Below are 13,366 nucleotides of genomic sequence, written 5' to 3' on the forward strand. Positions count from 1 at the left end.
GTAACCAATAATCTTAAAACTTCCACAAGTAATGCGATCGCTCTTATTTCAAGTAAACAATTTATTATGTGGCGGTCAACACAGATATCTAGTTTTTAGTGGCTCTTCAATGATTTGTCCATCCTCAGTTAGAATAACTCAACATCGAATCTTAACCGATAGCGTTTAATAGTCATAATCGGAAACTCAAGCAGCATAACTATTTATTATGCGGAAACTTCCCTTATATCTACCTCATTTAGAATGGTATCAAGCAACTTGACCTATATCACACCAAATAAGCGTAAGATCAAGAATTTTTCGGGACATCATTCCGTAGAAAACCTTGGCGACAGATGCTGTTTGTTTGAGTACTAACTTTTTTTTGAAACAAATGAACTACTAGTTAAATTTGCGTTATTTTAAATAAGAAGATCGAGATACTTACTTTAAATGAGCTTATTTAACCTGCAAGCGCCTTTTGAACCAGGGGGAGATCAGCCTGAAGCGATCGCCCAATTAACCGAGTCTCTACAGCAAGGAAACCGTTTTCAAACTCTTTTAGGGGCAACTGGTACGGGTAAGACTTTTTCGGTAGCTAATTTAATTAACAACGTACAGAAGCCAACTTTGGTTTTAGCGCACAATAAAACCTTGGCAGCTCAGTTGTGTAATGAGTTGCGGTTGTTTTTCCCTGATAATGCGGTGGAGTATTTTGTTAGTTATTACGACTACTATCAGCCAGAAGCGTATATTCCTGTTAGTGATACTTATATTGAGAAGACGGCTTCGATTAATGATGAGATTGATATGCTGCGTCATTCTGCCACGCGATCGCTTTTTGAACGCAGAGATGTAATTGTAGTTGCTTCCATTAGCTGTATTTATGGTTTGGGGATGCCTGCGGAGTATTTGAAGGCTGCCGTACCGCTGAAGTTGGGCATGGAAGTTAATCAGCGGGAATTATTGCGGGATTTAGTTACAGTGCAGTATTCCCGCAACGATATTGAACTGGAACGAGGACGGTTTCGGGTTAAGGGGGATGTTTTGGAAATTGTTCCCGCCTATGAAGATCGGGTGATTCGGATTGAGTTTTTTGGGGATGAAATCGAGGCGATCCGTTATGTCGATCCTGTCACAGGAGAGATTTTAAAGAGTATGAACGGCGTGAGTATTTATCCCGCCCGACATTTTGTGACTCCGAAAGAAAGACTAGAAGCAGCCTGTCTGAATATTCGGCAGGAATTGGAGGGGCGCTTAATTGAATTGGAAAGTGAGAATAAGCTACTAGAAGCCCAAAGATTAGAACAGCGCTGTCGTTATGATTTGGAATTGTTACAGGAAGTTGGTTACTGTAACGGGGTAGAGAATTATTCCCGACATTTAGCAGGAAAAGAACCAGGCGCACCACCAGAATGTTTAGTCGATTATTTTCCTGATGATTGGTTACTGGTAATTGATGAATCTCACGTTAGCGTACCCCAACTACGAGGCATGTATAATGGCGATCGCGCTAGAAAGAAAGTATTGATTGAACATGGTTTTAGATTGCCTTCTGCTGCGGATAATCGTCCGTTGAAAGCCGATGAGTTTTGGGAGAAAGTTAACCAGTGCGTCTTTGTTTCTGCCACTCCAGCTAAGTGGGAGTTGGAACAGTCGGAAGATCGCATCGCCCAGCAAGTTATTCGCCCCACAGGAGTAATTGACCCAGAAATCTTGGTTCGCCCCACTGAAGGACAGGTGGATGATTTGTATGGCGAAATTCGTGAACGTATTGCTAAAGGGGAAAGGGTTTTAGTTACCACCTTAACTAAGAAGATGTCGGAAGACTTGAGCGAATATTTTGCCGAACGAGATCTCAAGGTGCAATATCTCCATTCGGAAATTAAATCGATTGAACGGATTGAAATTTTGCAGTCTCTTCGTCGAGGTGATGTGGATGTCTTGATTGGGGTCAACTTATTGCGGGAAGGTTTAGACTTACCCGAAGTATCTTTAGTGGCAATTTTAGATGCCGATAAAGAAGGCTTTTTGCGCTCGGAAAGCTCAATTATTCAAACTATTGGTAGGGCAGCTAGGCACGTTGAAGGACAGGCAATTTTATACGCTGACAACCTGACTAATAGTATGGCAAGGGCGATCGAAGAAACGGAAAGAAGACGTAATATTCAAATTGCTTATAATAAACGCCATAATATTACGCCCAAGCCGATTATTAAAAACGAAGAGAATTCAATTCTGGCTTATTTAGATATTTCTCGCCGTTTAAACTCCGAACAACTAGAAGAAGTTTACGAGAAATCTTACGATCTGCCTCTAGAAAAAATTCCCGCCCTCATTGAACAATTAGAAGTCAAAATGAAAGAATCTGCCAAAAATCTAGAGTTTGAGGAGGCTGCTAAATATCGCGATCGCATTTTAAAATTAAGAGATAAACTGTTGGGGAGAAGTAATAAGTAAGGGTTTATTAATCTAATTGAATGAAAAAGAAAAAACTGCTGGAAAAAATCTTGTTAGGTTCAAAGAATATTCAATTTGATGAGATGGTTTCATTAGTATAAGCTTTTGGTTTCCGATTAGATCGGCAAGTCTTCAAGAAAAGGTAACTCCTGTACCTAAATATAAACCTGTAATTTATCAGACTGTGGCGTAAGTATTTCACACAATATAATTGGGGATAGTTCACACTTGGCAATTGGCGCAGCCAGTAAAGCGATCGCCAAGTGTAGCCTATGCTCAATCGCAGTTGGAAATTGCGAGATAAGTTATTGGGGAGAAATAATAAAGGGCTTTGCCCTAGCTATTAGCTCTTAGCCGTTAGCTTTTAGCTCGATCAAACATAGTCTTGAACTATGCCTGATCGTAGACACCGTAAAGACAGTGGGGTCTTAAACCCAATCGCGCTTTTAGAAGTTAAACCAAGGCTAAAAGCGCAGCGCTTCGCGCAGATCGTCGTCTTACGACGACTGGGACGCGGTAGCGTCCGCAGCTGACAGCTAAAAGCTTTTTTGATAAAAAGAATGCTTGAGATTAACAGCCTCCGTTAAGATTGAACTTTCAATTTGCATCTTCAATACGAGCGATCGCACTCCAAAAAACGCTTTTCTAAAACAAAGGTAGGGAGGTAATAAACTTTAGCTAACTGCGGAATGTGGTTTGTAAACTCCACCCCGTGAGATGTCCGTGCTGATTTTCAGGTTCGTTAGTTCCATTTTTATTGCATGGATGCAATTTTTTCTCTGCTAACTTATCAACCATCCCTGAAGCCTGTCTTCTCAATTTACACTAAAGCTAAAAAATTCTCTCTACAGAATAATTTAAGTTTATCTCAATTTTAAATGCCTTTAGTTATTTTTTTAAAGTAAATTTCAATCTTGTTTTGTCAAACCAAACGCCTATAATATTTACTCCTTTATCTTTTTCTTTTACGCTTTTTTAGCCATAGCTAGTTGCATTTTTATTGATATGGGTTAAATATCTAACAAAAAAAAGTTAGTTTGATCCTAAAAAAAAAGCATTGTATTCATTAGTTAGGTTCGATTAATCTACAGTCATGGAGTTTAAAACTCTTATCTGGGATTGAAGCAATTCAATCTTGCCAGTCATCAAATAAACCAAAAAATATCTACAGGACTTTATGACTATGAATGAACTAACTTTGACCTCATTAGAAGCAGAACAGGCAATTGAGCAAATCATTAAACGCGCTCAAACCAATATCCAGTTTCGCCAACTGTGTCTAGACAATCCCAATCGTGCAGCTCAAGAAGTTACTGGCAAAGATATACCTGAAGGTTTTACCCTTCGCTTTGTCGATAACCAAGGTGCAGATTTAACTGTGGTATTGCCCGATAGTGTTGATGCTGAAGCTGAACTAGCAGAACAAGAACTCGAACAAGTTGCTGGTGGTTATGGCAACAAATGTGGTGGTAGTTGTGGTGCTAGTTGTGGTGTTTCCCTTTAATACAGAACTCGAACAAGTTACAAGTGGCAAATGCGGTGCTAATTGTAATACAAGTTGCAGGATTACCGTAAACATATAAACATAGCGAGAGATTATTTAATCATGAATGAACTAACTTTGACTTCATTAGAAGCAGAACAGGCAATTGAGCAAATCATTAAACGCGCTCAAACCGATAGCCAGTTTCGTCAACTGTGTCTAGACAATCCTAATCGTGCAGCTCAAGAAGTTACTGGCAAAGATATCCCTGAAGGTTTTACCCTTCGCTTTGTCGATAACCAAGGTGCAGATTTAACTGTAGTTTTACCCGATAGTGTTGATGCTGAAGCCGAACTAGCAGAACAAGAACTGGAACAAGTTGCTGGTGGCGCATACAACAAATGCGGTGGTAGTTGTGGTGCTAGTTGTGGTGTTTCCCTCTAATCCAGAACTCGAACAAGTTGCAAGTGGCAAATGCGGTGCTAATTGTAATACAAATTGCAAGATTACCGTATTCGTATAAACGTAGCGAGAGATTATTTAATCATGAATGAACTAACTTTGACTTCATTAGAAGCAGAACAGGCAATTGAGCAAATCATTAAACGCGCTCAAACCGATCGCCAGTTTCGTCAACTGTGTCTAGACAATCCCAATCGTGCAGCTCAAGAAGCTACTGGCAAAGATATGCCTGAAGGTTTTACCCTGCGCTTTGTCGAAAACCAAAATGCAGATTTAACTGTAGTTTTACCCGATTTAGTTGATGCTGACGCCGAACTCTCTGATACAGAATTGGAACGAGTTGCAGGGGGCGACCTAAAAATAGCTGGAGGAGGCACTATTAAAACAGAGGATCTTAAAAGATCTGCCCTGTTTCGATAGTGTTGATGCTGAAGCCGAACTCTCTGATGCAGAATTGGAACAAGTTGCTGGTGGTCTTACTAAATGTGCTTTTGGTTCGGCAGTGGTAAACGAGTTCTAATAATTTTCTGACTCCCTGTTCGTCGCGATCGCCAATATGAACACCCACGATAAACCAAAAAACATCTACAGGATTTTATGACTATGAATGAACTAACTTTGACCTCATTAGAAGCAGAACAAGCAATTGAGCAAATCGTCAAACGCGCTCAAACCGATAGCCAGTTTCGTCAACTGTGTCTAGACAATCCCAATCGTGCAGCTCAAGAAGTTACTGGCAAAGATATCCCTGAAGGTTTTACCCTTCACTTTATCGATAACCAAAATGCAGATTTAACTGTAGTTTTACCCGATTTAGTTGATGGTAATGCCGAACTCTCTAATGCAGAATTGGAAGAAGTTGCTGGTGGTACTAACAAATGTGCGGCTAGCTGTGGCGGTACTTCATGGCTTTAAGTAGCTAAAAAACAAAGGAGAATTTATCAAGATGAATCAAGTCATTACTTCATTAGAAGCAGAACAGGCAATTGAGCAAATTGTCAAACGCGCTCAAACCGATAGCCAGTTTCGTCAACTGTGTCTAGACAATCCCAATCGTGCAGTTCAAGGAGTTACTGGCAAAGATATACCTGAAGGTTTCACCCTTCGCTTTGTCGATAACCAAAATGCAGATTTGACTGTAGTTTTACCCGATTTAGTTGATGGTAATGCCGAACTCTCTAATGCAGAATTAGAACAAGTTGCTGGCGGTGGCGACAAACCAAATTGTGCTGCCAGCTGTGGTGTTAGTTGTGGCTATTCCGACGATCTTAAGGGTGGCAATTTGGATATTGGGATTACTTTTACTAAAAAATAATTCTCAACCAAACCCAAGTATGAACATATTTAGTCGAACTTTTGTTCAACAAGAACATGAGCAAACAAACACAAGCAGATTTTTATCATGAATCAAATTATTACTCAACAAGAAGCAGAACAAGCAATTGAGCGAATTATCAAACGCGCTCAAACCGATAGCGAGTTCCGTCAATTATGTCTAGACAATCCCAATTGTGCAGCTCAAGAAGCCACTGGCAAGGAAATACCCCCAGGTTACGTTCTTAAGTTTGTGGACAACAAACGTGCCGACTTAACTGTAGTGTTACCAGACATTATTGAAGAGTCAGCAGAATTATCTGATACAGAATTAGACCAAGTAGCTGGTGGTGGCAAATGTGGAATATCTTGTGGTGCAACAGGGCCTGGTGGTTGTCTTTGTATCGGTATCCCAAGTCTAACTGGTCTTTAAAAGCAAAAAGTTGAGATTTTTGGTTTTCGCCACCTGAAACCTCAACCGTTCGCTAAAACTACAGTTTAGTTCTCGATCTAGTATAGCAGTCTCAATTTGTTTGCCAGCCAAACTGGTTAAAACCCAGCAAGTTTGGGATTGCTATGCTTTTTGTCCAAAAATCAGCATTAAAACAATAAGGAGCAGTTCATGGTCAGTCTTCAAAGAAAAAATGAAATCACCACAGCTTCCGAGCCAGGTGCGATCGCTCACAAATCAGCTAAAAGAAAATTATCCGAGCCAGATTTGATCGAGATTGTCGAGCAAGCTAGTACCATTGCCGAAAGATTAAGTCCCGATTTTGAGGCTAGTTCAACTGTTGACGAAAACGAAATCTCTCGTAGATTAGAACGTTGGTATCAGGTTGTTGCCCAAGGTGATGTAGAACAATTTAACAAACGTCTTGCTTGGGATAATCTAGACCTGAATACAGTCAAAACAGTCTTAGGAAAGGTTAAACTTACCCAATCTGCATCATTGCCTCAATGGGCAAAAACCCTCAAAGCATCGCTGGAAAACTCTTGTGATGTAGAAGCAATCAGAACTCCAGACGAATCTAAACAAGAACCAATACCATTTGAAGCACTATATTTACCATTTGTAGCAGTTGCTTCCCAAAGATTGAAACAGGTGGCTGGTTCAAGCTACGATCGCTTGAATTGTGAGTGCCATAAAACTTTGAAGCTCGACTTATTGACTAAATTATCTGGTCTTTGCTCTAAAGCGATGGAGTTGGAATTTAAAGCCTTTCGTGCTTACCAACAGCAAGTTTCGACTGTATCCAAAACTCGTTGGTTCGGTCAATTTCCTGGCAGTCAATCTACCAAACAGTATGACGCCTTTGTTACTGAAATGCAGTCGGGTAAATTAGTCTCATTCTTTCAAGAATATAGTGTTTTAGGACGTTTGGTGGGTACGTTAATTGATTTTTGGGTAGATGCGATCGCGGAATTTTTGGCACGTTTGGATACTGATTGGGCAGGTATTGAGGAAATCTTTGGTTCTGAATCGTCATTAGACAAAGTAGTTAGTATTCGACCTTTTCTCTCCGATCGTCATCATCAGGGTCGTACCGTATTTGCGATTCAGTTTGCGTCTGATTTAAAACTAATTTATAAACCTAAAGATATCGGACAAGAAGCTACATATTTTCAGCTACTTGATTGGTTAAACCAGCACGGCAGTCCCTTACCCTTTAAACTATTTAAAACTTTTAATCGCTCTACCCATGGTTGGGTAGAATATGTCGAGCAGTTACCCTGTCAATCTCCAGAGGAAGCTCAACGTTATTATCAACGTGCGGGAATGCTTCTTTGCTTACTATACGTAATTGAAGGAACTGATGTTCATCATGAAAATATTGTGGCTTGTGGCGAACATCCTGTACTAGTTGACATGGAAACCTTATTTCACCACCGAATTAAGGAGATGGACAGTCTAGGAGATTCAGCCCTAGATTTAGCCAACGAACAGATGCAGAATTCAGTTTTACGCACCTATATGTTACCTCGTTGGGAGTTTGGCATTGACGGTCAAAGTTACGACATTAGTGGATTAGGGGGTTTTGGCGGTAGAGAAACACCTCTTTTAGTTCCCAAATGGTCAAACCTCAATACTGATGCGATGAAGTTGACCTATGAAAAATTCATTACTAAACCTAGTAATAATGTTCCTTTCCTAGACGGTAAACCTTTACCAGCCAACCTATATATTGAGGATTTGGTTGCAGGATTTCGTCAAATGTACAATTTCTGGCTGACCAATAAAGAAACTTTGCTCGCTCCAGATAGTCCCTTTAGTCAACTAGCTCCTCAACGAGTACGCTTTATCTTCCGTCACACTAAAATTTATGCTTCTGTAAGCAGGACTGTTCTTAGTCCCCAATATCTCAAAAATGGTGTAGATCGCAGTATTGAAATGGAAGTTTTAGGTTTAGCAATGTTGAAAGCAGCTAATCCACCAGTCTTTTGGCCATTGTTCCAGGCAGAAAAAGAGAGCTTAGAGCAGTTGGATATTCCGATGTTTGTTGGTTCTTCCGATAGCGACTGTCTGGTGTTAGATGATGGTCAAAAAATAGATAGTTGCTTTGCTCAATCTAGTAATGATTTAGTTGGATCGAGGATTCAAAAGCTTGACGAGCAGGATTTAGAAACTCAAGTTGGTTATATTTGGGGGACGATTCAGGCTAGTTCGATGGAGGATAGTCTTGACATAACTGGAAATCTTGTTCCCCCAGCTTTAGATCTGAGCGATTCACTAATAGATCTGGTTCGAGTAGAAAATTTAACTTCAGATGCCTTAGTAGAATACAGCGTCCAAATTGCTCAGGAGCTAAAGCAAAAAGCTATTTATACCAGCGAAGGCAGTGCTACCTGGATTTCTCTGATCTATCAACCCGATGCTCAACAGTACGAAATGCTACCAATGGGCTTGCGTCTGTTTGATGGTTGTTCGGGAGTGGCGATGTTCTTGGCAGGACTAACAAAAATCACTAATAGCAAAAGTCATCGAGATTTAGCTTTGGCCACTTTAAACCCCTTATTAAGAAAAATCAACGACTGCTGCGATCGCCTTACTCAAGAATTGGGTATTGGTGGAGGCATGGGTGCGGGGGGATTTATTTATAGTCTGGTTAAAAGCGGTCAAATGTTGGGAGAAGATTTTCTCGAACCAGCCAAACAAGTCGCTGCCAGCATTACCACAGAAAGAATTGCTGACGATCGCACATTTGATCTTTTAGGTGGCAGTGCGGGGGCAATCTTAGGCTTACTCTCTCTCTATCAGGTTCAACCCACAGAAGAGATTCTAGAACAAGCGATCGCCTGCGGTAGTCATTTATTAGAGCATCGAGTCAAGAGTGAATCTGGACATCGAGCTTGGATGACAGGCAAGCAGATGCTGACAGGATTTTCTCACGGTGCAGCAGGTATTGCTTATGCTCTAGCGCGTTTATTTGAAGTTACTCAACAAGAGGAATTTTTAATTGCAGCATTGGAAAGTAATGCCTACGAAGCTAATGTTTTCATTCCCGAACAAAATAATTGGCCAGATTTCCGCTATCCTCCTACGGAAAAAGGTTATTCCTGTTGGAATTCTTGGTGTCATGGCGCGTCGGGAATTGGCATGGCAAGAATAGCCGAACTAGATATTTTACCAGCGGATACAATTCAATTTGATATCGAAGCAGCAATTGCGACAACCAAAGAATATCCCCTCGAACGCATCGATCAACTATGCTGTGGCAACTTAGGCAGAATGGAGTTTCTCTTAAATGCCGCCCAAAAGTTAGATCGACCAGATCTTAAAGCGATCGCTCACCAACGTATATCTCAAGTAGCTGCTCGCGCTACCTCTAAAGGTAAATTTGGCTTAAATTGGGAAACTGGCCCTTACGATCCTAGTTTTTTCCAAGGTAGCTCGGGAATTGGCTATCAACTATTGCGCATGGCATATCCAGATTTACTCCCTTCTTTATTGGTATGGGAATAAAGCACAAACACAACATTTTTTACATTTTTTACTAATAGTCAATCATGATCAAATCAGCATTAAAACTCAAAGAGTCCGTAGTCAATATCGATCTACTGTCATCATCCGAATGTCAGCAAGTAAGCTCTACAGTCCATAAGTTAAAGGAATTATGGATTCCTCAAAGGTCAGGAGTACCTTTCTATAGTCTAGGTAATGGCAGCTACTTTCATACAGTATCGGGCAAGCTGCTCAAGCATGATTACGATACTCTACTAAAACAATACAATCCTCTACTCCAAAAACATTTTGGCTGGCTTTACCAACGTTTAGCAGACAGCTTATCTCAACAGCTAAACGCCCCAACCTGCTACCCAGATAATTTGGCACTGCCAGGATTCCATATTTTTCTGTATCATCCAATTTTTAAACAGCCTATAGCCCACCTGCACCGAGACTTACAATATCTACAACATCAATGGCATGAAGACCAGGAAAATAAAAACCATATTTCCTTCACGCTGTCTCTAGAACTACCTCGAACTGGCGGTGGTATGAATATCTGGGATTTACATCACCATGAGGTAGATGAATTATCTCAAGCAGAAGTGAAAGTTCTGGCTGCATCCAGACAAAAGGAGTTTTATCCCTACCAAATAGGTAAATACGCTTTGCATTCGGGTCACTTCATCCATCAAATTGCCCCAGCTAAAAATATGCAGCCTGACGATCGCCGAATTACTCTCCAAGGACATGGTACTTGCGATCGCGGAGTCTGGCATCTCTATTGGTAAATAATTAGTGAATTTATAATTCTTAAATAGTTAGTAATTATGCTGAAAACTGCCACCAGCCAAGATTTATCTAATTTGATCTTGCTCAATAAAGTCACAATTCAACCATATCTACATTTAACTTATCCGATTTGGCGTACTCGATTACAACAGCCAGAAGATCGAGAGTCGATCATAGCCATTGGCGTTGAAATAGATTCTCAGCCAGTCGGGTTGGCGATCGCCAACATCGTTTTTCACACCAAAAAAGCTCAAATCTTATCTATTTACGTTCAGCCTGAATACCGTCAGCAGGGTATTGGGGGGTCATTACTCCGCAGTCTGTCACAACAATTACAAATGTCGGGATGTCGCCAATTAGACATAGGATATACCGCTTCAGCAACGACTATTGCGTTAGAAAAATTATTGACTCAACAAGGATGGAGTATTCCCCAACCTAAGATGCTGGTGTGCTACAGTATTGCCGAGCGAATGAAACAAGCGCCTTGGCTATATTCTGATCATTTGCCAGCAACTTTTAGTATTTTTCCCTTGGTGGAGCTTACCAGCCAAGAATATCAAATAATTCAGCAAAAGCAAGCTCTCTCTCCTTGGTATCCTGAAATGCTCTCTCCCTTTCGAGGTGATCTGCCAGTCGAACCCTTAAACAGTTTAGGTTTACGTTATCAAGGAGAAGTAGTTGGTTGGATGGCAACTCATCGCATTGCTCCTAATACGATACGCTACAGCAGTCTGTTTGTGAGACAAGATCTGCAAAAGATGGGTCGAGCTATTCCTTTAATTGCCGAAGCAATTAAACTTCAGCTTAAAAGTAATATTCCTTATTATATTTGCGCCGCTGAAGTAGGAAATCAATCTATGGTCAAATTTGTACGGCGAAGACTGCTGCCATTTCTAACTCAGGTACGAGAAAGCAAACAATCCCACAGATTGTTACACAAATAACCAATCACTTTAGCGAACAAGAACTATGTATACTATTTCTTCTCTCAATAATCAAACTGCCCAGCGTTACGAATGCTTGACGTTTCCATCTTATCAAAAGCAACTACAAAAAATAGGATCTACTACCATTGCCATAGGAGCATCCTTAATGCAACAACCCATTGGGCTGGCTTTAGCCGAAATTAAATCGTACCCCGACGGTACATCTGCCACAGTACTTTCCTTATTTGTCAAAGAACGTTACCGTAATTTGGGCATTGGCACGGCGTTAATGATCAAATTGGAAGCCAAACTATTAGTAAGAGGCTGTAACAGAGTCGAGCTAATTTACATGAGCGGGAAAGCAACAACTACTGCTTTAGAAAAACTACTCACTAAACTCGGTTGGGGCGAATTCAAGTCTCGATTGTTGGTATGTAAGTCTACTACAGAAAAATTAGCCAAAGCTCCTTGGCTTCGCCAACGTCAGTTACCTTCTTCGTACAGTATTGTACCTTGGGTAGATTTAGCACCCAAATACAAGCAAAAAATTGCTCAACGACAACAGCAGCAAGAATGGTATCCAGAGAGTCTCAATCCTTTTGGCGAGCCAGACTTGCTAGAACCATTAAATAGTCTAGCTTTACTCCATCACGACGAAGTAGTGGGCTGGACGATCAATCATCGAATCGAGCCAGACATGATTCGCTATACCAGTTTATTTGTGAGAAAAGATCTCCAAAAAATTGGACGTGCTATTCCTATGTTGACTGAAGCAATTAGACGACAGATTAATAGTGAAATTATCCATAACATTTGCTGTGTAGAAGCTGCCAACGCTCCCATGCTTCAATTTGTCCAAAGACGATTGAGTCCTTATTTAACTTCCTTAACTGAAACCAAAGGAACACAAAAACTATTAATTTCCCAAGTATCCCAATTACAACAACCTTGTTTAATTAAGTAAAAAAGATGATCTCAACACCTTTGACCAAACATGGCTCGAATTTGAAAGCACAATTAAAGCAACCTCAAGATTATGATCCTTCTAAGTTAAAACTTGGCATTCTCGATTCAGGTTTAATCAGTGCTGGCAAAACGGCAGCTCAGACGATCGATGAAACTTTGATGTCTGCATCTTTAGTCGATTCTTTGGGCTATTCCCGCTATTGGCTAACCGAGCATCATCAAACTTGTTTTGCCTGGGCTAGTCCAGAAATTTTATTAACCTCTTTGGCTCAATGTACTGAGCGGATTCATCTTGGTACGGCAGGAATTTTGCTTTATTTTTACAGTCCTTTGAAAGTTGCCGAGATTTTTCGACTTTTAGAGTTAGTCTATCCCCAAAGATTCGATCTAGGAATTGCTGCGGGTAATTTAGCTGAGGGAAATAAAACCGTAAAACTATTAAGTTCAGATATTTCATCTCTCCCCGAGTCTATTGAATCTAGGAAAAATTATTACGCTCACAAGGTTACATCTGTGATTAATTATCTAACTAATAACTTTCCCATCGAACATCGTTTTGCCCAAGGCGCAACTCCGACTAGGCAAAATGTTGCCCATATTCCCCAAATGTGGCTCTTGGGAACGGGTAGAGGCAGTATGAATTTGGGAGCAGCAAAAAGTACAGCTTTTAGTTACTCTCTTTGTCACGGTTACAGTGCTTGCGATCCTGGTATTCTTTCGGAATACCGCAGTCTATTTCAGCCGAGTCAGATCTTGTCTCAACCAAAATGTAATGTAGCTGTAGCTGGTATCTGTGCTGAAACAGAAGCAGAAGCCAAACAACAGCAGATCGCATTTGACCAAGATTTTCAAGGAACTACCAAACTCAATGTGGTAGGTACTCCAGAACAATGTAAAGAGCAATTATTAGAGATCCAAAGACAATATGGTGTTGCAGAAATTATCTTTCTATCTGCATCCTCTTCTTTTGAACAACGCCAACTTTCTTATCAAATGTTAGCAGAAGTTTTGAACCTGAAATCGTTTGTAGCTTAATCG

Annotated in this window: 12 protein-coding genes; all 12 read left to right on the forward strand. The window is 40.6% G+C overall.

Translation table 11 applies throughout. The annotated features are described in order from the left end of the window. Window positions 1-432 precede the first annotated feature (432 nt). Window positions 433-2,439, forward strand: coding sequence for an excinuclease ABC subunit UvrB (uvrB, locus tag KME09_10115; GenBank protein ID MBW4534279.1), 2,007 nt, complete (start codon window positions 433-435; stop codon window positions 2,437-2,439). 1,183 nt (window positions 2,440-3,622) lie between these two features. Beyond that, window positions 3,623-3,943, forward strand: coding sequence for an NHLP leader peptide family RiPP precursor (locus KME09_10120; protein ID MBW4534280.1), 321 nt, complete (start codon window positions 3,623-3,625; stop codon window positions 3,941-3,943). A gap of 102 nt (window positions 3,944-4,045) precedes the next feature. After that, window positions 4,046-4,366, forward strand: a complete 321-nt coding sequence (locus KME09_10125) for an NHLP leader peptide family RiPP precursor (GenBank protein MBW4534281.1) — start codon at window positions 4,046-4,048, stop codon at window positions 4,364-4,366. 102 nt (window positions 4,367-4,468) lie between these two features. Beyond that, window positions 4,469-4,804 carry an NHLP leader peptide family RiPP precursor gene (locus KME09_10130; protein ID MBW4534282.1) on the forward strand — a complete coding sequence of 112 codons (336 nt, stop codon included), beginning with the start codon at window positions 4,469-4,471 and terminating at the stop codon, window positions 4,802-4,804. A gap of 183 nt (window positions 4,805-4,987) precedes the next feature. Further along, the gene (locus KME09_10135) at window positions 4,988-5,299 is read left to right on the forward strand and encodes an NHLP leader peptide family RiPP precursor (GenBank protein MBW4534283.1); all 312 of its coding nucleotides are present in this window, start codon (window positions 4,988-4,990) and stop codon (window positions 5,297-5,299) included. Between the two features lie 31 nt (window positions 5,300-5,330). Continuing rightward, complete coding sequence (locus KME09_10140) at window positions 5,331-5,699, forward strand: NHLP leader peptide family RiPP precursor (protein MBW4534284.1); 369 nt, start codon at window positions 5,331-5,333, stop codon at window positions 5,697-5,699. Window positions 5,700-5,786: 87 nt separating this feature from the next. Beyond that, the gene (locus KME09_10145; protein ID MBW4534285.1) at window positions 5,787-6,131 is read left to right on the forward strand and encodes an NHLP leader peptide family RiPP precursor; all 345 of its coding nucleotides are present in this window, start codon (window positions 5,787-5,789) and stop codon (window positions 6,129-6,131) included. A gap of 189 nt (window positions 6,132-6,320) precedes the next feature. Beyond that, window positions 6,321-9,659: a type 2 lantipeptide synthetase LanM family protein gene (locus tag KME09_10150; protein ID MBW4534286.1), complete on the forward strand. Its 3,339-nt coding sequence runs from the start codon at window positions 6,321-6,323 to the stop codon at window positions 9,657-9,659. A 44-nt stretch (window positions 9,660-9,703) separates the two neighbouring features. Continuing rightward, the gene (locus KME09_10155) at window positions 9,704-10,432 is read left to right on the forward strand and encodes a hypothetical protein (GenBank protein MBW4534287.1); all 729 of its coding nucleotides are present in this window, start codon (window positions 9,704-9,706) and stop codon (window positions 10,430-10,432) included. Between the two features lie 39 nt (window positions 10,433-10,471). After that, the gene (locus KME09_10160; GenBank protein ID MBW4534288.1) at window positions 10,472-11,380 is read left to right on the forward strand and encodes a GNAT family N-acetyltransferase; all 909 of its coding nucleotides are present in this window, start codon (window positions 10,472-10,474) and stop codon (window positions 11,378-11,380) included. 25 nt (window positions 11,381-11,405) lie between these two features. Beyond that, entirely contained in the window at window positions 11,406-12,326 is a 921-nt protein-coding gene (locus KME09_10165) for a GNAT family N-acetyltransferase (GenBank protein ID MBW4534289.1), read from the forward strand. 5 nt (window positions 12,327-12,331) lie between these two features. Further along, window positions 12,332-13,363: an MsnO8 family LLM class oxidoreductase gene (locus tag KME09_10170; GenBank protein ID MBW4534290.1), complete on the forward strand. Its 1,032-nt coding sequence runs from the start codon at window positions 12,332-12,334 to the stop codon at window positions 13,361-13,363. The last annotated feature ends 3 nt before the right edge of the window (window positions 13,364-13,366 follow it).

The sequence above is a fragment of the Pleurocapsa minor HA4230-MV1 genome (genome assembly GCA_019359095.1).
GTDB lineage: Bacteria > Cyanobacteriota > Cyanobacteriia > Cyanobacteriales > Xenococcaceae > Waterburya > Waterburya minor.